The organism is Bacteroides sp. 1001302B_160321_D4, from assembly GCF_015667765.1.
Lineage (GTDB): Bacteria > Bacteroidota > Bacteroidia > Bacteroidales > Bacteroidaceae > Bacteroides > Bacteroides xylanisolvens.
Window position 1 is genome coordinate 87,735 of record NZ_JADPLO010000005.1, and the last position, 21,088, is coordinate 108,822.

Genomic DNA, 21,088 nt, shown 5'->3' on the forward strand with positions numbered 1-21,088 from the left:
GCAGCCTTCATTATTCTATTTATGTAATCTATCTGTTTAATCTTCAATCGTACATATACTTACACGGTTCCAATCCGGTTCGGTAAACATGTCGCCTACGCCCTGACCTTCAGCAGTGATGCGGGATGCACTAATCTTGTATTTATTAACAAGGATAGTTTTTACAGCCTCTGCACGTGCAGCAGCGATTCTTGCGTTGACCTCCACACTACCTTCCGGAGAAGCGTATCCTTTAATAACTACTTTTGAGTCAGCATATTTCTTCATGTATGAAGCTACACGTTCCACGTTAGGAAGTTGGGAAGCGTCAACCGATGATTTACCTTGTCTGAAAGTAATGATAGATTCGGGCACACGGGCGGTTTTCACTACTGTCTCTACCGGAACAACCTTTGTACGACAGGCTTCAAGTTCTTCTTGCAGTCCGTTGATGCGCTGGTTGGCGTTGCTGATCTGACCGTCTTTGTTGTTCACTTCCGAACGAAGCGCATTGATGGAAGAGTTCAATCCGTCAATTTCAGCTTGGTTGTACACTCTCACTTTTGCAAAATGATGTGTTCCGTTACTTGTCTTAAAGTGATATGTCAATCCGGCTGTCAATTCGAAACCTGCGTTATTGGCATTGAAACGGCTCTTTGTTTCGGGGTAAGTGCCTTGCATATCATATACAATGGCAGGTTTGATACCCAATGTCCATGCTTTGCTTTCGCCCAAGTTGAAGTTGAAATTCAATCCCAAACGGGTAGACCAAGTGTTCTGATCTCCATCACCATTCACATAATAATGTAACCAGCCCATTCCTGCAACGGCTTCCACTTCAAACAAACGGGGTTCGCCTTTGTAACCAGCAAACAGGTTCATCAGGTTGACTTTACCCAATACGCTGACGTCGGAAGCATCGAAAGATGTTTTACTCGGAGTAGTATTAATGTATCCCATTCCTTGGAATCCCAAACCGAAGATAGGAGTTAATTGCTTGGAAACTCCCACTCCAAAAGCAGGACGCATACTTTTAAAGAAAGCACTGTGAGTAAGGGGAGTGATTGCACCGGCATTGACTTCCACAGACCAATTGTCTGTTACTTTTGTACCTTCTACAACTGATTGGGCATTTGCTGTAACGCCACCCAATATCAAGGCTAATAAAATAATCGATTTTCTCATAATCATAAGTTTTATAATGTAATGTTTTATCTGCTAAATCATTAGAAATGCTTTATTTGTCCATATCTAACTTTCTAGTTCATTTTTTAATTCGTTATTCACTTTAAACAACATATCATATTAAAAATTAGTTCGCAAGCCTGGTAGCCAATTAACATCTATTGTGTTTTCGAGCAATCTAAAATATGAAAAATAGAACATCGACCGGGAGTTGTCAAAGGAAACATTAAAATCAACGTCTATATCGCATAGAGAACGGAGTAATGGAAGATATAAGCTATCGTTTCCTTCCTCATCCTTCCAAAAAGATTTCTAAAAAAAAACGCTCAAACGGATGCTGTTTTTACCGTTTGGGCGTTACTTTTGGGGTTTGAAATTATATACTATACTTTTATTATCAATTCCCTACTATCCTTCTTCCTCTACTAACCATCGACTCAAATTACGTTCTTCCTTACTGAACTCTGCACCTATTTTCACTATACGGCAACCATTAGTAGTATAAGGTATGAGATAGCCGCGATTATCAATCTGTGCCAATGCTTCTTCTGCGGTACCGTTTAGCTTAAATTCGAAGACATAAACAGCATTTGCTGTTTTCACCACAGCGTCAGCACGTCCCAGGGCACTTTGCACTTCGGCGTTAATAAACTGCCCCAGCAGTTTAAAAACAAGATAGAATACCACTTGATAGTGACGCTCTGTCTTATCATTCAGTTCGTAGGGGAAATCAGCAAAGAACGCACGAAGGCGGGTGAGGAAAGCCTCAACATCTCCTGCCCTTAGTTCTTTTACAAACTGTCCGATATAGAAGGGGGCTTTCGATTCATCCAACGAGGTATAAAACGGAGTGATAAAATTAAGAAAGCCATACTTCACCTCATCATTGGGGTACCCCAGCTTGTAGAGACGCAGTTCTGTATCATATCCTTTAATGGTCAGATATCCGCTTTGATAAATCATCGGCACAGGGTTGTTTACGTCAGCACGGTCGTCGGTAAGAGAGGCGGCAGTTACTTCCAATCCGTCCAGTTCACGCAAATCATAATGGGTCTTCTTCAGCATTTCGGCTAGGAAAGTAGGTGTTCCGCTGGCAAACCAGTAATTCTCAAACATCCCGCTCCTAAGCACATTCAGTATGCTGAACGGATTGTACATACCTTCCTTACGGACATAGTTGAAATGATATCCGTCATACATACGAGTAAGGTATGCCATACAATCTTCTTTTGTCAAACCGTTCCTTTCTGCCAACCGTTCCAGTTCCGGGATGAAATTGGCTTCAATTTCCGGGCGGGTCATACCACAAAGAGCATTGTATTGCGGGTCGAAGCTGATATCGATCAGTTGGTTGAGAGTGCTGAATATACCCATTTGAGCAAATTTGGTCACTCCGGTGATAAAGACGAAGCGCAACCAGGGGTCTGCTGATTTCAGTACAGTATAAAAAGCGGTGAGCATTTCGCGGAACTTGTCTTGTAATTCCGGATTATGCATGGAGCGAAGCAGCGGTTTGTCGTACTCGTCAATAAGAACAACTACGCCACGACCTGTTTGTCGATAAGCTTCTTTAATGACTTGCATGAAACGACCGGAATAACTCAAACCTTCCTCACTGGTTCCATAGACTTTTTCCCAACTACGAAGCTGCAATTCAAGTCCGTTTCTCAATCCTTCTATTTCAGAGTAATCCTCGGCATTAAGGTCAAGATGCAATACAGCGTGTTCGTTCCATTCTGTTTCGAGCTGTTCAATGGCAAGTCCTTCAAAAAGCTCTTTCTTTCCACAGAAATACGCTTCTAACGTAGAAAGCAGCAGACTTTTGCCAAAACGACGCGGACGGCTAAGGAAATACGGATTGCCCGTTGAGGCAAGTTCGTAGACAAATGCTGTTTTGTCAACATACAAATAGCCGTCGCGACGAAGTCTCTCAAAACTTTGTATCCCGATAGGCAGATTGCGCCGAGGCCCTTTCAAACGGTCCATGATATCCATAACTTCTTCTCTTTATAAATGAAACCTTTGCAAAGATAACAAATCTTGCAGTGAATCGATCATCAAATATGAGGTTTTATTATCTCGTCCTGCAAAGTTTCCGACAGATAAAAACAGGTATTCAAGGTGCATTTCAAAACAAAGCTGATAGATAACATAGAGTAACAAGAATAGTGGAGAAACTATATTTTATAAAATTAAATTACCCAGTCAATATATCAATTATTATTATCACAACCGCACAAGTTTCTATCCTTTAGAGAAAGGTTATACAAAAAAGATAACAACCTACCACATAAACATAAAGAGCGTTATTAATAAATACTGTGACCGTTTATTATAAACGTCCCCCCTGTTTATTATAAACTTTAAAATCTGAATTTGCAAAAATATATTCAATAATAGGTTACAAAAAAGGCTGCGAACTCTGTAAAGTTCGCAGCCTTTGGGCTATATTTGTTGCCTTATCCCCTAGTATAAGCTAAGGGAATGAGCTAAGTTCGTTGTAATATTATACTATTTTCCATCCATTTCATATCCATATTCCGTCTCTTTTTTCATTTAGTATTCATTCGTTTCATACTTTCCCGGACTACAAATATACAACATTAAAAAGCGTTTGTCAAGTCCCGGATAGATTTTAATCGTTACCTTTCGGGATGCATCAATGTCTTTATTATTTTTCCGGAATCACTTCGTTCAGACAGGCTATGGCATTGAGTGTGCGCGGATAACCAATAAATGGCAAGAGTTGCGTTACGACTGCCAGCAACGTATCTTTATTATTCCCTACGTTGACATTTCCCTGTATGTGACTTTTTACCTGCGATTCACAGCCGCCTAAAGAAACAAGTATCGAGAATGTAATCAGTTCGCGGGTCTTTACATTCAGTCCGCTACGTGTCTGATAGTCACCGAAACAGTTGGCGGAGAGGTAACGTTGGATGTGCTTCTGATTGTCAGGGGCGTTCTTATGCATCTGTTCTATCCGTTCACCAAATATGGATTTCTGCAACTCCAGTCCCTTATTGAAACGTGTTTCGGATGATACAACCGATTGTCCTTCCAAAGGAAGACGCACGCCACGGGCGAGCAATATATCATTGGTGATACCGATAAAATCTCTGACCTTAGCCATGCCCGCATAGGCTACTGACTGGTAAAGGATTTCTTTTATTTCTATCGAAGTAATGCCTTCATTAAGTGCGCTTTCGAGTGTGATGCGGTATTCGGCCTGCGCTTGTGAAGCAATATTGGATGCCAATGTTACCATAAGACGGGTTTTAATGTCCAGTGCACCGTATTCTTGCACTTCTTTTGTAAAATTACTAAATATATCGTCCAATTCAGGATCGGTAGCTTGCAGTCCGATTGCTACGTTACCTTTCGTTGCTTCGGCATACTGTTGGTCATCCACTCGTTCCAACCATGTATTCTGGTTGGTCTGCGGATTGCATCCGATAGCAAGGTGTGAGAACCAACTATCAGGAGCGGCGCCATGCCAGTGTTCTATGTTTGGAGCAATTTCAACCACATCACCGGGAAGCAAACGACGCGCCGCTTTACCACGTTCCTGATAATATCCCACACCGCCGACGGCAATCAGGAGTTGTCCACCCGTATGGCTGTGCCAATTATTCCGGCAGCCAGGCTCAAAAGTAACGTTGGACATGGGTACATTCAAGTCTTTGTTACCAGTCAGCGGTGCCAGCCAAGATCTACCCGTGAAATATTGTTCGAATCCTGTATTTGCTTTTCCTACCGGAAATGCGCTGATGTTTTGAGGTACTTCTTCTTTTTTCATATTCTGTGCATTTATAGATTGCATCGGGATTTGCATCATTCCGATAGCTGTTACAATAATAAAAAACAATTTTCTCATATAACTACGTATGGTTTATTATTTATGAACTCTCTGATAATGCAAAGTTAGCTATTCTGTTCCAACTCTTTATGATACAAATTACGGATATAGAAACCAATATTACTGATTCAATTTACTTAATCTTCAGCCCGGGAATGAGTGGAGTGGTATCTACCAGTTCGAGCGACTGCACCATATCAAGCGTTCCTTTTTTATATTTCTGAAAATGAGACGTAGCAATATGGCTTTTATAAGCTGCTTCATCAACATAAATTTCAAGAATTGTCACATGGTGGGGACGTTCTTTCTCCGCTACGGCATAGAGTACCAGCACACCTGGTTCTAATCGCATGGAGGCTTCGATTTCTTCCTTCAGATAAGCATTATATTCTTCCAGTCGTGCCGAATCGACTGTTATGCGAGACAACCGTACTTTATTATTTTCGGTGGCAAACTGCTCAACCGGTTTAATGATGCTGGCCGAAATAGCGGCAGCAAACAATAGAAAAGCAATCAGTAACTTTTTCATCTTGATAACTTATGATAGTTCGAATTTCAGTATTAAATTACCGATTACAAAGTTACTGGGAATCATCCACCCCGGATGTAGACGATTTACGGATATTTATACCCCAATCATGGATTTTGAAGATGGAGAACTAATTTTATGGATAAAAGAATTATATTTGTAACCTACTAAAAGCAGACAACGCTATGGAAGAGAATTATAAAGACGAAATGATTGTAATAGATAACGTGAATCGTTATAACGAAATATTCGGACTTGAAACCAAACATCCGTTGGTCAGCATCATCGATCTCACCAAGGCCACCACATGGCCTACACGCGCATGGTTTCGCTATGAAGTGTATGCGCTATTCTTGAAGAATGTAAAATGCGGTGATATTAAATACGGTCGTCAATATTATGACTATCAAGACGGAACCATTGTCTGTTTTGGCCCCGGGCAAATTACTGATTTGGAATTGATCCAAAATATTCAGCCCAATGCGCACGGCCTCCTATTCCATCCCGACCTCATACGAGGCACCAGCCTCGGACAAGAAATAAAAAACTACTCATTCTTCTCTTACGAAACCAATGAAGCACTCCATCTTTCTGAAGAAGAGCGACAGATAGTAATGGATTGCCTGCAAAAAATAGTAATCGAACTAAACCATGCTATCGACAGACACAGTCGCCGCCTCATCTGTACCAATATCAGATTGCTGCTTGATTACTGTATGCGCTTTTACGAACGGCAGTTTGAAACCCGAAACAAAGTTAACAATGATATTATCGTCCGCTTCGAACATCTGCTCAATGAATATTTTGAAGGAGATGCTCCGCAACATTTAGGATTGCCATCGGTCAAATACTTTGCCGACAAAGTATTTCTTTCTCCCAACTACTTTGGCGATATGATTCGTAAGCAAACTGGTAAAACCGTCTCCGAATATATTCAGGATAAAATGATTGAACTGGCAAAAGAACAACTCTTGTCTTCAGATAAAACAACGAGTCAGATTGCCTACGAAATCGGATTCCAGTATCCACAACATCTTAGCCGAATGTTTAAACGAATTGTCGGGATGACTCCTAATAAATTCCGCACGCAAACCTGACATTTTAAATACAGATAGCGTCATTATTAGATCAACACATTTCTCCCTAATACTCCCCGTTCTGGTATTTTTTACGTTATGAACGGGAAGTGCTTAACATAGCATTACAAGTGACTTTTTTACTGACGAGATAATACGAATATTAAAGAAGCGTCAATCCTCTATCTGTTTAAGGATTCTACACGGATTGCCAACCGCCAGCACATTGGCCGGAATAGACTTTGTGACAACGCTCCCTGCCCCAATAGTTGTATTATCGCCAATAGTTACTCCCGGAAGAATGATGCATCCTCCACCAATCCACACATTATTGCCAATAATCACCGGAGCTGTCTGTGACTTCCAAAAAGTACTGTTTTCAGAGGTTCTTTCCAATGCCTTTGTAGAATGAAAAACAGTATAAATATGTACTCCCGGCCCAATCCCCGAATTATCACCGATAACAATCTTGTTACAATCAAGAAAAACGCAATTCATATTAATCTCTACATTCTTCCCGATATAAATATTCTCACCATAGTCCACAAAGAAAGGAGCACTAATCCAGACATTATCCCCCCTTGAACCGATTAATTCATCTAATAAATCAGAAATTTTACCTGCATCAGTAGTGAGAGTATTATTATACTCCTGTTGAAGCTGCTTTGCTTTATGCCATCTGGTCAGTAACTCATTATCAGCACAATCATAAACTTCTCCCGCCAACATTTTTTCTTTTTCTGTTTTCATTTCTCAAATTATTGGTTTATTCATCCTGATACAAATATAAGGAATTATATTATCGAAATGATATAAGATGTACATCGTTTTCTATTTATTGCGCTTTACGCTTCCGACTTATCAACATCACTCCCAACAGAATAACCAGCAAACCGGAAACCTGAATAAAAGTAACCTGTTCGTTTCCTAAAAAGACTCCTAAAAGAACAGCAATAAAAGGATTGACATAAGCATGTGTCCCTACCTCCGCAGCCGGACGCACTTTCAACAGCCAAACGTATGCCGAATATGCCAGTAAAGAACCGAAAGAGACTAAATAAAGCAGGGAGAGCCAGCTTGTAACCGAGACTTCACGCAAATCGGCCTCCCGGACATCTCCATTGATAACAGCACAAAGCCAAAACATTCCACTGGCAAAAAGCATCTGCCAGGCAGAACCGGCAAAAGCATTCACTTTTTCTTCACGAGAAGAACGATATTTGGCATATAGCGTTCCCAAAGCCCAGGATATGCACCCGAAAATAAGGAGCAGAATACCACGCTCACTATACGAATGTAACCATCTGACATTGAGTTGCTCTGCATAAAGCATCACTACCCCTCCGAAACCAATCAAACCTCCCATTATAGTAAGTGGATTACGGAAATTAGTACGCCACATCGGGACATCCAACAGCAAAATCCAAAGAGCCGTGGAAGAAGCGATAATGGCTACAAGGCTACTGGTCAGATAACGTTGCGCCAACATAACGACAGCCATATCTACAAACAACAATACAATGCCACTAACGGCGGAACGTTTTACCAAGCTTTTCTTTATAATTTGTTCTCCCCGCAAATAACAGATTCCCAGAAGTATAATCCCGGCAGCCGTAAACCGGAGTGCTCCGAGAAGGAAAGGCGAAAAGTCTTTCAAGGCCACACCGATAAAAAAATAGGTGGAGCCCCAGACTACATAAATGAGAAAATAGGCAACAACAATACCTACCGTATTCCCTTTCGAACAATTCAGACTTTCCATATTACTTCTTTTCATTCGTATTTACGGGGAGTGAGAAGGGGGATTTCTCAATAAACTGACAATTATTTTATTATTTCAAAGCCCGCTTCAATCTGTTTAATCCATCTATCAACCGCTGTCGCGGACAGGCAATATTGATACGGATAAATCCTTCACCAGCCTCTCCATACAAGCTGCCTTCGTTCACCCAAAGTTTTTCTTTCTTCAACAAGTCTTTGACTATTTCCTCTGACGCCTGATGCAGAACCGAACAATCTACCCAAACTAAATACGTACCTTCCAACATCATTACAGGAAATTCCGGAAGATAGGTCTCGAAATAACCTTTTAAATAGATGTAATTCGCAAACAAATAGATTTTAAGTTCTTCCAGCCATTCTTCACCCTCATTATAAGCAGCTATCAACGCCTCCACTCCAAAAGGATTCACATCACAGACTTCATTCATATTAATCGCTTTATTTATCCGCACCCGCACATCGGCATCTGCAGAAATGATATTGGCTATCTGAAGTCCTGCCAAATTAAAGGCTTTGCTAGGCGAAACAAAAGTGACCGAGTTCAGTAGGAATTCTTCTGATATAGAAGCAAAAGGAGTATATTCATGCCCCAGAAATACCAATTCACAATGAATTTCATCCGCAACCACAAACACATTATTTCGAAGACAAATCTCACCTATCCGCCTTAATTCTTGCTTGCTCCACACTCTTCCGGCAGGATTGTGCGGATTGCATAACAACAGAAGTTTGACCTTCGGGTCTAAAGTTTTCCGCTCCAAATCATCTAAGTCAATCTGATAGCCCCTGTTTCTATATACCAAAGGATTGGCAATCATCTCGCATCCGTTATTACGGATAGAGGAGAAAAAACAGTTATATACAGGTGTCTGCACCATTACTTTATCTCCGGGCAGTGTCAATGCTTTAATAACAGCAGATATTGCCGGCACAACACCGGTGGTGTAAATAATCCACTCTTTTTCCATCCGCCAGGCATACCGTCGAGCAAACCAATTTACAACAGCCTCGTAGTATGCATCAGGTACACGTACATAACCGAAAATCCCATGTTCCACCCGTTTCTTCAATGCCTCCACGACAGGGGGAGCCGTACGGAAATCCATATCAGCTACCCACATCGGCAATACATCCGCATCTTCAGCCGAATCCCATTTATAAGAATTCGTTCCTCTGCGTGGAATAATTTCATCGAAATTATACTTCATATTTCAATTAAAACAGGTTAGATCGTCCCAAAGTTTCAATTCGCAATTTCCCGGCACTTTAAGGTTTTCGTCCAAAATGATTGCTCCGAAACTTTCGGCAACAATACTTCCCGTACGAGGATTTTTTACGCTATGAACGGGACTTTTAATCGTTGCCTTCACACTACTGTTTTCAAAAGCAAGGTCAGCATCTTCCGCCATCGTACAATTTTCCATCACCAGATCATGTGCGTAGCAAAGCGGTTGAGTCCCCGAAATCTTGCAATTTACCAAACGTAAGTTTTTAGAATGCCATCCCAGATATTCTCCGTTCAGCTCGGAATCATAGACTGTCACATTTTCCGTATTCCAGAAAGCATCTTTGGAGTTGATAACTGCATTACGGATTTCTACATTCTTGCAATATTGGAACGAATAGTTCCCGTTTTGGGCATAGTTTTGTATCTTAATATTCTCACTGTGTATAAAAAGGTAATCCGCTTTATCAATCTGTACGTTCTTCAGATCTATATTACGACAATACCAAAACGTTTCCAAAGCATTAGGCAACTGTACGTTTTCGAGTTTTATTCCGTCCATTTCACGGAACATCTTCGGTGCTTCTACCAAGGTATCTGCCATTTGCAGACTTTGAGAGTACCATAGAGCAGCACGGGCTCCCTCTGTAAAGAGACAGTTTTTCACAATGAATCCGTTGGTATGCCAAAAAGGATATTTTCCTTCAAAGCGACAGTTGATTGCTATAATATTACTACATTCTTTCAACGCAGATTCACCGGCGTGAATTGTTACATCTTCCAGTTGAAGGTCGTGGGTCGCGAACAGAGGACGTTCGCCTCCATATTCTTTATTTCTTATTTGTTCCATTAGTTTATTCTTTAATCTGTTATTTCAAAAGTTACATTTACACTTCCTGTTATCACTATTTCTTCAGATACTCCTTGAAGAAAGATTCCAGCTTGTCAAATGGTATAAGGCTTACACGGTCGTAAAGGTCTACGTGTCCGGCGCCGGGTACTATATACAGTTCTTTAGGTTCGGCGGCCAATCGGTAAGCGTCTTCACTAAATTCACGTGAGTGGGCATTTTCACCGGTGATGAAAAACATAGGGCGGGGTGAAATAGTCTCAATATCTTCGAAAGGATAGAAATTCATAAATTTCACATTGCTTGAAAGTGTAGGATGAGTGGTGGTCATAGGAGTTGCTCCGTCGGGGGTAAATTCTCCTCTTTGTGTACGGTAGAACTCATAGAACTCCCGTTCAATCGGACTGGACTTTTCTGTCAGTTGATGTACGGTGCCACCTGTATATTGAGTTTCTCCACCTAAAAATTCAGCATAACGCTGTTCTGCCGCTTCAGCCATTATTTGCTTTCTCTGTTCCAATGTCAATGAGTGTTTTAACCCGTTACGGCTAGCCGTACCCATATTGTACATACTGATTGTCGCAATGGCTTTAAGGCGAGGGTCTATTTTCGCTGCACTGATAGCAAAACTTCCACTACCGCAAATACCGATTACTCCAATCAGATTCCGGTCAACAAATGGACGGGTACCTAAAAAATCAACTGCGGCACTAAAGTCTTCCGCATAAACTTCCGGCAGAACAGCATTACGCGGTTCGCCTTCACTCTCACCCCAAAAAGACAGGTCTATGGAGAGTGTTACAAAACCCCGTTCGGCCATTTTCGTTGCGTAAAGATTCGCGCTCTGTTCCTTGACAGCTCCCATTGGATGTCCGACAATGATTGCAGGGTATTTGTCCCCTTCTTTCATATTCTTAGGCAGAAACAAATTTCCGGCTACCTTCATTTTATACTGGTTGGAAAAAGAAACTTTCTCCACACTTACCAAATCACTTTTATAAAAGTTATCTGCATCTGTCTGTGCAGAAGAAAAACTAGTTCCAAGCATCATCATAAATACAGTTGTTAATAATAAAATCCGTTTCATATCTCTTGTGTTTTAATAATTAAAGAATTGATTATCTATTTTCTACGTTGCAAAAATAGGGTGAAATAAAGAGACTGTATGTAGATGAATTACTGACATTATTACCCGAATTACAGATTCTATTTTTTATCAATCTGCTATAATATCTATTCTAACCTATTTAAGGAAATGAAGTAAGTATCAAAACCAAGGAAGCCAAAGTCAGACTTCCTACTTTAGCGAACGCCAAATTTATTACGAGAAGTAACTAAAGAATCATTAAACAAAATGAGAAAAGTCGAAACTGAAAAAGAATTCTGATGAGTACTTCCAGTTCAAAAGGATAAAGACAGCCCCAAAAGGCCTTTAGGCAACCACGCTACCATACTGATTGCCGACAAATTACATTTTCACTTATTTATTAATAAAATCTCAATACACTAAATCACATTGACAAATAAATATCTGTTTTGCCGAATTATCGTCAAATGCCTCTTCTTCAAATCCGCCATACTTATGATTAATATGAAAACCATTCCATTCCAAATATGAATCTAACTCTTGAGGGAAGAACATTCTCATATCCAGATTTTGAATAGAGTTGAACTTGCCATTGATAAAATAATGCCATTCGATACGGTTAATCTGAGTTTTATTTTCATATCGCATAGTCTGCTTTATCAATACTTCTCTACCGTCATCGGTTGTATATGCAGCAATTTCTTTCTGCTCTTTTCCACCTTCAACTATATATTGGATATTCGGATTAAAACAATCAAACAGAAATAAGCCACCGTCTTTGAGGTGATTCTTAACGACATTAAATACCTTAAATAAATCTTCATTCTTATATAAATGATGAATTGAATTAAACGGAATAAAGATAAAGTCGTATTTTTCCGGCAAATTCAAAGTTCTGATATCTGCCTCGATAAAACTTATTTCTAATCCTGCTTCGGAAGCTTTAATTTTTGCCTGGGCAAGCATTGAAGGGGTATAATCAATCCCAGTAATATCATATCCTTCCTTTGCAATGGGCAGAGTGAGCCTGCCCGTACCACAACAAAGTTCAAGTATCCGGGCATCCTTGTTTTCCGGCAGCCATCGCTTATAAAAGTACCAATCATCTAGATTAGTATTCATCGCATCATAAATATTTGCATCATAAATTAAATCGCCCACTTTATAATCACTATTCATATATGTTGTCCTCCAATATATATTATCTACTATTTTTATGTTTATCGTCAGTCCTATTTTCCAAGGTCGGTAATATAGGTAAAATAATCCGTAATCTATATACAAACCGAATCTAAAATCAGCAGTATCTTTGCAGTGTGATAAAGATAATAGGTATAAACGTAAAAAACAAATTGATATGTATTTAGAAAATATTTACTCTCCTGCAGACGTAAAGAAGTTATCGTTTAAAGAACTCAATGATTTAAGTAATGAAATCCGTGCATCACTCCTGCAAAAGTTGAGTGAACACGGCGGGCATTTCGGCCCTAATTTCGGAATGGTGGAAGCGACTATCGCTTTACATTATGTATTCAACTCACCAGAAGACAAGATTGTTTTTGATGTATCGCATCAGAGTTATGTACATAAGATGCTGACCGGACGGAAAGATGCTTTTCTCTATCCGGCAGAGTATGACAACGTATCCGGTTATTCCGAACCACAAGAAAGTAAGCATGATTTTTTTGTTATCGGTCATACTTCCACTTCCGTCAGCCTGGCTAGCGGATTGGCAAAAGGACGCGACCTGATCGGTGGCAATGAGAATATCATAGCTGTGATAGGCGACGGTTCCTTAAGTGGCGGCGAAGCATTTGAAGGATTGGACTATATGGCGGAGCTTGGTACAAACATGATTATTATTGTCAATGACAATCAGATGTCTATTGCCGAAAATCACGGTGGACTATATAAGAACCTGAAAGAATTGCGTGACAGTAACGGTCAGTGCGAATGTAACTTCTTCAAGGCGATGGGACTGGACTATATATATGTAAATGACGGTAACGATGTACAGGCGTTGATTGAAGCATTCTCCAAAGTGAAAGATATTCAGCATCCGATAGTAGTGCATATTAATACCTTAAAAGGTAAAGGTTATGCACATGCCGAACAAGATAAAGAGACTTATCACTGGCGCACTCCATTCAATCCGGAAACCGGAGAAGCAAAAGTCAGTTATGAGGAAGAAGATTACAGCGAAGTAACCGCTCAATATCTGCTGAAAAAGATGAAAGAAGATTCTCGTGTGGTGACAATCACTTCGGGTACTCCTGCCGTTCTCGGATTCACTCCGGACCGCCGCAAGGAAGCTGGCAAACAGTTTGTAGATGTCGGTATTGCAGAAGAACACGCAGTAGCTCTTGCTTCGGGTATCGCAGCCAATGGCGGAAAACCTGTTTACGGAGTGTATAGTACATTTATCCAACGTTCATACGATCAACTTTCGCAAGACCTCTGTATCAATAATAACCCGGCTGTTTTGTTGGTATTCTGGGGAACACTGTCCGGAATGAATGATGTAACTCACCTCTGCTTCTTCGATATTCCGCTCATCAGCAATATTCCTAATATGGTTTATCTGGCACCGACTTGCAAAGAGGAATATCTTGCTATGCTAGAATGGAGTATCCGCCAAAATGAACACCCGGTTGCTATCCGTGTGCCGGCAACAGATGTAATTACTTGTGGGGAACCGGTGGAGACTGATTATAGTGTTCTCAATCGCTATAAAGTGACGCATCGTGGATCGAAAGTAGCCATTCTTGCTTTAGGTTCGTTCTATGGATTGGGACAGTCGGTTGCATCACTTCTGAAAGAAAAAGCCAATATTGATGCAACACTCATCAATCCACGTTACATCACCGGTGTAGACAACGAACTGATGGATGAACTGAAAGCAGATCACGAATTAGTGATTACGTTGGAAGACGGTGTATTGGATGGCGGTTTCGGTGAAAAGATTGCCCGTTATTATGGTGCTACAAACATGAAAGTTCTGAACTTTGGAGCTAAAAAAGAATTTGTTGACCGATATGATATACAGGAGTTTCTCCGTGCCAATCATCTGACGGATGAACAGATTGTAGAAGATATCACAGCAGTGATCGGTTAAAATCAAATCCATTCACTATATATTCAGGTAGGTTGATGTATACGGTCTTTAAGGACAGTTGCATCAACCTACTTCCATTTTCATTCAAATCAGCCAACTTATTATTTAAATTCATTATATTCCCTATTCAGTTCAGTAATTCCCCATTCAGTTCAGCAATCCTTTCCGTTCAAATCAATAATCCTTTCCGATAATTCAACGGAGTCTGTCCCGCATTTCTTTTAAAGAACTTACAAAAACCGGCTGCATCACTAAACCCCAGTTTAGTAGCAATCTCGCCAACCGTAAATTTGGTAGAGCTCAATAAAGTACGCGCTTCCATTACTAACAATTCATTAATAAGGCTATTGATAGTCTTACCTGTTCCAAGACGTACAATACGTGCCAGGTACTGTTCACTAATAGCCAGTTTATCCGCATAAAAGCTCACGAAATGTTCTTCCCTAAAATTACGAGTAACGAGTGCATGAAATTCTTGCAGAACATGATCTTTACGACTGATCTCTTTTTTGATAACGGTCTTTCGGGAAAGAAAATCTGCTATATCCAAAAACAGAGAATTGCAGGCTGCCTGTATACGCCGGAAAAGGAAATGATGTTCAATATTCATCAGATGCATCAATACTTCCAGCTCCTTATGGATGATTTGAGCTTCATACTCTGTCAACTGAATCGTATATTGCTTATTCCGCCTCATGGTTGCCAACAGGATTGCCGTGATTTGTGTCAGATAAGAATCGTCCGTCCGCATAGATTCGGAAAGGGCGAGAGTGATAAATTTAATATCCCGACTTGAATAAAGATGTTCTGTGAGATAATTTGCTCCATGAATAAGTAACATATTCGGTTCTATCGCAATAAACTCTCCATTCAGTAGAATTTCCGAACGGCCTTCAAGAACGAATATCATATAAAGCTCCCGATTGAAATAACATTCATTTGCCGGATAACTTCTGTCTTTATATTCACTCCGGAAACAGACTACCTCCTCTTTATAATGAGGAAGTTCAGGATGCTCCTTCAATAGTTGCGTATTATCAAATATACGAGATTTTACCATTTACACCTTTATTTTATGACGTAAAAATACGATTTGTTTCGGATATGACAAAAACTGTATGGAATTAGATAATCTATTTCAGAGTAAAAAACAAGACCTTTGCATATCCTTTTCAATACATGAGAAAGGAATCAATAGAAAGAGGTTAAAAAGACATGGAAATGAAAGAGATTTTTAAGAGGTATTTAGTGTTTGTTATCGGACTCTATTTTTTAGCGGCAGGTATCGTGTTGATTATACGCTCGGCATTGGGAACTACTCCCATATCGAGCATCAATTATGTATTAAGCCTGAATAGTCCTTTATCGTTGGGTACTTGCACATTTATCATCAACATGGTGCTTATCCTGGGACAGTTCTGGTTAATCCGAAAGAATAGAACCCGACAGGATCTTATTGAAATTCTTCTTCAACTACCGTTCTCTTTTATCTTTTCGGCATTCATTGATTTCAATATGATGCTGACAAGCGAACTGCATCCCGCTAATTATGGTATGTCGATTGCTTTATTACTTACAGGATGCATGGTGCAGTCTATCGGAGTAGTGCTTGAACTGAAACCAAGAGTAGCCATGATGAGCGCAGAAGCATTTGTGAAATATGCATCCCGCCATTATAACAAGGAATTTGGAAAGTTCAAAGTTTATTTTGATATTACTTTGGTTACATTAGCCGTGATTCTCTCGCTCCTGCTGACTCAAGGTATTCAGGGAGTACGCGAAGGATCACTCATTGCCGCTTGTATAACGGGGTATATCGTCAGCTTCCTGAATCAGAAGATAATGACTAGAAAAACCCTCCATAGATTACTGCCGGTCTGGAAGTAAGCCCTATATCTATTTAAAATAAACGCCTTATAAAAGGAGTCATATAAAAAGATCAATATAAGAAAATCGCTATAAAAGAAAGTCGCTTCTCTGTAAGAATCTAATTGATTCTTTCAAAGAAGCGATTCTTTATTTTAGATATAATTATACTCGTATTTACTTCTTCTGACTATCTATCTCTTTCAGAAGTTCATCCACAGCCACCTTTAGTTGGGTATCCTCTCCTTTGACTACTGTTTCCGGATTATTGGCAACCTTTACATCCGGTTCCAATTGGGTATTTTCCAAATAACTGCCGTCAGGCAAACGATAACCGACGATAGGAATACCAAAAACCAGTGAAGGATCTTGTAAAGTTTCCCAAGACACACTTGTCATAGTACCCGGAACAGGCATACCGACAAGTTTGCCAATCTTTTGATGTTTATATACCCACGGAGTTCCGTGTGCATTCGAGTAGTTAGCTTCACATTGCAGCATAATGGAAGGTTTGTTCCAACGACGGCTCGGCATATCACATGCTTCACGTCCGCGTACCACTTGTGTGAAGTATTTCTGACCACTGAACAGTATTTCAATATCTTCATGCAGACGGCCACCACCATTGAAACGGGTATCAATCACAATGCCTTCGCAGTTGTTATATTTTCCAAGAATGTCCGAGTATACAGTACGGAAGCTGTCATCTCCCATCGACTGAATATGAACATATCCCAAACGTCCTTTCGACCATTTTTCAACATCTGCCGCACGTTGTTTTACCCAACGTTTGTATAACAATCCATTCAGTTGCCCGTTAGTGACCGGCATCACCACTTCTTCCCAACGCTCTTTACTTTGTGGATTGTAGATTGAAATCAATGTTTTCTTCCCTGCTTTATTATTCAGCAAGCAGGTTATGTCATTATCGAGAGTTATCTCTTCTCCATTAATCTTTTCAATGATGCAACCAGCCTTTACTTTGGTACGTGAATGATCGAACGGACCTTTTTCTATTACTTCGGCAATCTGCATTCCTTTTCCCTGATAATCCCAGTCGAACAAGAGTCCGAGATTAGAAGTGACATCTCCTTTTCCTTTGGGAGAATAACGTCCTCCGGTATGTGAAACATTCAGCTCACCCAACCACTCACTCAATAATTCTGCAAAGTCATAATTGTTATCAATATGAGGCAAGAACTTACGATAAGCATTAGTCATAGCATCCCAGTCAACCCCGTGCATATTGACATTGTAGAAGCGTTTTTGATGCTGTTTGTACACATGGTCAAACATCGTTTCACGTTCGGCAGCCAAATCCATTTTCATTTCAGCCTGATAGCTGATGGGCTTCAACGCATCCGACTTGGCATCCATCTTTTGCATAATCCGGCTTCCCAACAAAAAGATATCTCCTTTTTTGTCCAACATCAACGATGCCCAACCGGTATTGAGTTTGTGCAGACGCTTCGTATCTTTTTCACGGAGATTCATTTTCCAAAGGTCATATCCATCTTCGAACGCACAGAAATAGTAAAGATCTTCCCCGTCTTTTGAAAGTATGGCACTACCCAAGTCGGATGAATTGGGAGTCAGACGTACGATACGGTCTTCAATGCCGTTCAGCTCGACAAGTATCTCTTTTTGGTCTGCCTTATCCTCGGCGGACTCTTCCTGATCGCTATCTTTGCTGCTATCTACCTTGCTCTTTTCCTTGTCGGACTTGCCTTTGTCAGCCTTTCCCTTGTTAACATTTCCTTTATCTGCTTTTTCCGCCTTAGACTTCTTTCCGTCTTTCGTCTTCTCATCGTCTTTCTCCTTTGCCTTCTTCTGTTCCTTTTCAAATTCCTTGAGTAATTCGAAATCTTCCTTACTCAAACGGTAACGATCATAAGCATCCTGATTGAGAAACACCAACATCACATCTTGCTGCGATCCCCAGGAAGCGTGCGCACGCATACCATAGCGTTCGGTTTGGAAAAGAATAGCATTCCCATCGAGTACCCAACGCGGAGCACCACTGATATATCCACTATTTGTCAGATTAGTAATTGCCCCTCCCTGTGCGCTGACAATGCCTACATCCGAATAAGGATCGTGGCGGTTGCCTATAAATTCAAGAGTGAACCATTTACCATCAGGCGACCATTCGTAATCAAATCCTCCTCCGGTGTTATACCATGTAGAACCATCCGTTACCTGACGTACCTTTTTTGTTTTCAAATTGAGTACCATCAAACGATTACGGTCTTCGATAAAAGCCAATTCTTTGCCATCCGGTGAATATTGCGGATAAGCACGTTCTACCGTTTTGGACGGTAGTAATACTTCCTCTTCAATAAGAGTGGCATTAGGGAAATTCGGGTCTTCCTTACGACTTATTTTAGCGGTATAAAGTTGCCAGTTACCGGTTCGCTCACTGGCATAAACCAGTGTCCGGTTGTCCGGAGCAAAAGAAACGGCAGCTTCTTTTGCCGGAGTATTTGTGATTTGCTTGGTTGTAGCATAATCAGTTGAAGTCACAAACACATCACCACGTACAATAAAAGCAATTTGCTTACCGTCCGGAGATACAGAAGCGGAAGTTGCTCCCTGTGAGAATTTAAGTGTAGCAAGCTGCTGCTCATCATCACGGACCAGTTCTACTTTTACTTTTTCCGGACGTGCACCAGACTTCTGTGTGTATAACTCACCATCATAGGTATAACATAAGGTACCTTTATCGCTGACAGACAAAAAACGTACCGGGTGAGTTTTGAAAGTAGTCACAGCTTTCACTTCCTGTGGAGTATTCAAAGAGAAAGTATACACATTGAAGGAACCTCCATCACGCTCACTTAAAAAATAGACAGCATTACCATCAGGTGCATACACAGGATTACGGTCCTCTCCTCCCCGGTTTGTCAGGTTCGTATGTTTTCCCGTTTGGGTATTATATAACCAAATATCTCTCGTAATGGAAGAAGTATGATGCTTTCTCCATTCATCCTCAAACCCTTTACGATCCTGATAAAGAAAATTCTTCCCTGTTTTATCAAAACAGACCAGTTCTGCAGGAGTGCCCAGCACTTGCTCGGTACGTCCGCCGGCAACAGGAACTTTATATAATTCCGTCATTGCTCCTGTAGGAAACAGGGCACTGCTTGCCGGATCCTGTATAGAAGCAGAGAAAAAGACATACTTTCCATCCGGAGTAAAAGCCGACGGTATTTCTGATGCAGAATGATAGGTCAATCGCCGGGCGGCACCTCCGTCAGCAGGCATAATAAATAAGTCAAAATTTCCATTCCGGTCACTGGCAAACGCAATTTGCTTGCCATCGGGCGACCAAACCGGATTGGCTTCATAAGAGGTTTGTGTGGTGAGTTGAACAGCTGTTCCTCCTTGTGCAGGGACTTTATAAATGTCACCCTTGTAACAAAAAACAATTTCTGATCCATCCGGTGAAATACGTGCATCACGCATCCACAAAGGAGTAATTGCATAGCTGGATAATACTAATAATACCAGCGCTAAAGAAGTTATTAGTTTCTTCATATCAAATTATTATAAATTTATTCCGATAAATCGGTTTGAATTAGTTTTCCCGTGTAATTATAAAATGTGCTGTCACCAAAGTCTTTGTAAAAGAAGGCATATTTATCCACTCCCGTACAATGACAAACGCCAATCTGTCGGGGAAGATATTCCTGTAAATAATCTGCAATGACCTGATATTTTTGTTTTTCCGCGTTATGGATATGAAAACCTCCCAGAAGTAACTTACAAGGAGATTCAGGAAAGGCAGCCTGAACCGTACGCAAAATATTGGTTATTCCCCGATGAGAACAGGCACTTAATACGGAAAATCCTTCCGGTTCCACCAATACCATCGCCAATTCATCCTGAAAAGTATCCGGTATTTTGCATCCATCTTCTTGCTGAACCCAAAAACGTTCAAAATGGGTATCTGCCTGATTTATAATATCAATAGAGGGAAAAAGGAAAACTCCGGGAAGCAGTTCGGTCTGCTCTGTAATAAAGCGGAAACGGGAACGATCGAGGTTTTGTGTATGCATCATCCCGTTCTCACGTTCATCCTTGAATTTAGGAGAAAAAACCTCACGCTTACAGACAACGGTTGCCCGCGTATTCAATTCCAAAAAATAACGTAGTCCGCCCGTATGATCGCTGTGACCATGAGATAATATCAAATAATCTACTTTTTGCAAGTCAATATGCAACAAGCGGGCGTTACGGATAAACAAGTCGGATGCTCCCGTATCGAAAAGTAATCTATGTTCTTGAGTCTCGATATATAGAGAAAGACCATGTTCTGCCTGCAATTTACGTCCATAGACACAATTCTCCACAAGAGTCGTTATTTTATAGCCCATGATACTTAGTTAGTTATCAAACGAATTATACAAAATAAAAAGTTCTGCCACAAAATTATAATAATTCTGTGGCAGAACAAGCAATCCAGTCAATTAAGTAATCGTAAAAAGGGGAAAATCTGGAAAACATAACCGTCTTTTCCAGATTTCCCGTCAGGT

At 40.6% G+C, this 21,088-nt stretch carries 16 protein-coding genes; 3 read left to right on the forward strand and 13 right to left on the reverse strand.

The genetic code is table 11. The features are described 5' to 3' along the window. Window positions 1–36 precede the first annotated feature (36 nt). The 4 genes from KFO40_RS03325 to KFO40_RS03340 form a co-directional block, all read right to left on the reverse strand. Entirely contained in the window at window positions 37–1,170 is a 1,134-nt protein-coding gene (locus KFO40_RS03325; RefSeq protein WP_004317719.1) for an OmpA family protein, read from the reverse strand. Between the two features lie 402 nt (window positions 1,171–1,572). Further along, the gene (locus KFO40_RS03330) at window positions 1,573–3,159 is read right to left on the reverse strand and encodes an ATP-binding protein (protein WP_117684790.1); all 1,587 of its coding nucleotides are present in this window, start codon (window positions 3,157–3,159) and stop codon (window positions 1,573–1,575) included. 676 nt (window positions 3,160–3,835) lie between these two features. Then, entirely contained in the window at window positions 3,836–5,041 is a 1,206-nt protein-coding gene (locus KFO40_RS03335) for a cupin domain-containing carboxymuconolactone decarboxylase family protein (RefSeq protein ID WP_004317715.1), read from the reverse strand. Between the two features lie 115 nt (window positions 5,042–5,156). After that, entirely contained in the window at window positions 5,157–5,552 is a 396-nt protein-coding gene (locus tag KFO40_RS03340) for a putative quinol monooxygenase (protein ID WP_004317713.1), read from the reverse strand. A 185-nt stretch (window positions 5,553–5,737) separates the two neighbouring features. Between KFO40_RS03340 and KFO40_RS03345 the strand changes: the two genes are divergently transcribed. After that, a complete protein-coding gene (locus tag KFO40_RS03345) occupies window positions 5,738–6,649 on the forward strand; it encodes a helix-turn-helix domain-containing protein (protein ID WP_008019676.1) in 912 nt (303 codons plus the stop codon). A 153-nt stretch (window positions 6,650–6,802) separates the two neighbouring features. On the opposite strand, the gene KFO40_RS03350 is transcribed toward KFO40_RS03345, so the two are convergent. The 6 genes from KFO40_RS03350 to KFO40_RS03375 form a co-directional block, all read right to left on the reverse strand. After that, window positions 6,803–7,378 carry a sugar O-acetyltransferase gene (locus KFO40_RS03350; protein WP_004317709.1) on the reverse strand — a complete coding sequence of 192 codons (576 nt, stop codon included), beginning with the start codon at window positions 7,376–7,378 and terminating at the stop codon, window positions 6,803–6,805. A gap of 85 nt (window positions 7,379–7,463) precedes the next feature. Then, window positions 7,464–8,390 carry an EamA family transporter gene (locus tag KFO40_RS03355; RefSeq protein ID WP_004317707.1) on the reverse strand — a complete coding sequence of 309 codons (927 nt, stop codon included), beginning with the start codon at window positions 8,388–8,390 and terminating at the stop codon, window positions 7,464–7,466. Between the two features lie 70 nt (window positions 8,391–8,460). Beyond that, complete coding sequence (locus tag KFO40_RS03360; RefSeq protein ID WP_151922918.1) at window positions 8,461–9,618, reverse strand: MalY/PatB family protein; 1,158 nt, start codon at window positions 9,616–9,618, stop codon at window positions 8,461–8,463. Window positions 9,619–9,621: 3 nt separating this feature from the next. Beyond that, window positions 9,622–10,485: a DUF3737 family protein gene (locus KFO40_RS03365; protein ID WP_004317703.1), complete on the reverse strand. Its 864-nt coding sequence runs from the start codon at window positions 10,483–10,485 to the stop codon at window positions 9,622–9,624. Window positions 10,486–10,540: 55 nt separating this feature from the next. Next, window positions 10,541–11,572 (reverse strand): alpha/beta hydrolase, encoded by a 1,032-nt coding sequence (locus tag KFO40_RS03370; protein ID WP_004317701.1) that lies wholly within the window; start codon window positions 11,570–11,572, stop codon window positions 10,541–10,543. A 411-nt stretch (window positions 11,573–11,983) separates the two neighbouring features. Further along, entirely contained in the window at window positions 11,984–12,751 is a 768-nt protein-coding gene (locus tag KFO40_RS03375) for a class I SAM-dependent methyltransferase (protein WP_004317699.1), read from the reverse strand. Window positions 12,752–12,929: 178 nt separating this feature from the next. On the opposite strand from KFO40_RS03375, the gene KFO40_RS03380 reads away from it, so the two are divergent. Continuing rightward, the gene (locus KFO40_RS03380) at window positions 12,930–14,687 is read left to right on the forward strand and encodes a 1-deoxy-D-xylulose-5-phosphate synthase (protein ID WP_004317697.1); all 1,758 of its coding nucleotides are present in this window, start codon (window positions 12,930–12,932) and stop codon (window positions 14,685–14,687) included. 169 nt (window positions 14,688–14,856) lie between these two features. Here KFO40_RS03380 and KFO40_RS03385 read toward each other — a convergent pair whose 3' ends face one another. After that, entirely contained in the window at window positions 14,857–15,747 is an 891-nt protein-coding gene (locus tag KFO40_RS03385; RefSeq protein WP_008025531.1) for a helix-turn-helix domain-containing protein, read from the reverse strand. A gap of 155 nt (window positions 15,748–15,902) precedes the next feature. Here KFO40_RS03385 and KFO40_RS03390 point away from each other — a divergent pair, with 155 nt between their 5' ends. After that, entirely contained in the window at window positions 15,903–16,574 is a 672-nt protein-coding gene (locus KFO40_RS03390; protein ID WP_211146064.1) for a YczE/YyaS/YitT family protein, read from the forward strand. Window positions 16,575–16,730: 156 nt separating this feature from the next. Here the strand turns inward: KFO40_RS03390 and KFO40_RS03395 are convergent, their stop codons facing one another. After that, entirely contained in the window at window positions 16,731–20,090 is a 3,360-nt protein-coding gene (locus tag KFO40_RS03395) for a S41 family peptidase (RefSeq protein ID WP_049702495.1), read from the reverse strand. A gap of 17 nt (window positions 20,091–20,107) precedes the next feature. Continuing rightward, complete coding sequence (locus KFO40_RS03400) at window positions 20,108–20,929, reverse strand: MBL fold metallo-hydrolase (protein ID WP_117810965.1); 822 nt, start codon at window positions 20,927–20,929, stop codon at window positions 20,108–20,110. Window positions 20,930–21,088: the final 159 nt, after the last annotated feature.

Excerpts from the sequence above, each read along its gene's own strand:
- KFO40_RS03325 (WP_004317719.1), bottom strand. The coding sequence starts at position 1,170 with ATGATTATGAGAAAATCGATTATTTTATTAGCCTTGATATTGGGTGGC.
- KFO40_RS03330 (WP_117684790.1), bottom strand. The coding sequence starts at position 3,159 with ATGGATATCATGGACCGTTTGAAAGGGCCTCGGCGCAATCTGCCTATC.
- KFO40_RS03335 (WP_004317715.1), bottom strand. The coding sequence starts at position 5,041 with ATGAGAAAATTGTTTTTTATTATTGTAACAGCTATCGGAATGATGCAA.
- KFO40_RS03340 (WP_004317713.1), bottom strand. The coding sequence starts at position 5,552 with ATGAAAAAGTTACTGATTGCTTTTCTATTGTTTGCTGCCGCTATTTCG.
- KFO40_RS03345 (WP_008019676.1), top strand. The coding sequence starts at position 5,738 with ATGGAAGAGAATTATAAAGACGAAATGATTGTAATAGATAACGTGAAT.
- KFO40_RS03350 (WP_004317709.1), bottom strand. The coding sequence starts at position 7,378 with ATGAAAACAGAAAAAGAAAAAATGTTGGCGGGAGAAGTTTATGATTGT.
- KFO40_RS03355 (WP_004317707.1), bottom strand. The coding sequence starts at position 8,390 with ATGGAAAGTCTGAATTGTTCGAAAGGGAATACGGTAGGTATTGTTGTT.
- KFO40_RS03360 (WP_151922918.1), bottom strand. The coding sequence starts at position 9,618 with ATGAAGTATAATTTCGATGAAATTATTCCACGCAGAGGAACGAATTCT.
- KFO40_RS03365 (WP_004317703.1), bottom strand. The coding sequence starts at position 10,485 with ATGGAACAAATAAGAAATAAAGAATATGGAGGCGAACGTCCTCTGTTC.
- KFO40_RS03370 (WP_004317701.1), bottom strand. The coding sequence starts at position 11,572 with ATGAAACGGATTTTATTATTAACAACTGTATTTATGATGATGCTTGGA.
- KFO40_RS03375 (WP_004317699.1), bottom strand. The coding sequence starts at position 12,751 with ATGAATAGTGATTATAAAGTGGGCGATTTAATTTATGATGCAAATATT.
- KFO40_RS03380 (WP_004317697.1), top strand. The coding sequence starts at position 12,930 with ATGTATTTAGAAAATATTTACTCTCCTGCAGACGTAAAGAAGTTATCG.
- KFO40_RS03385 (WP_008025531.1), bottom strand. The coding sequence starts at position 15,747 with ATGGTAAAATCTCGTATATTTGATAATACGCAACTATTGAAGGAGCAT.
- KFO40_RS03390 (WP_211146064.1), top strand. The coding sequence starts at position 15,903 with ATGGAAATGAAAGAGATTTTTAAGAGGTATTTAGTGTTTGTTATCGGA.
- KFO40_RS03395 (WP_049702495.1), bottom strand. The coding sequence starts at position 20,090 with ATGAAGAAACTAATAACTTCTTTAGCGCTGGTATTATTAGTATTATCC.
- KFO40_RS03400 (WP_117810965.1), bottom strand. The coding sequence starts at position 20,929 with ATGGGCTATAAAATAACGACTCTTGTGGAGAATTGTGTCTATGGACGT.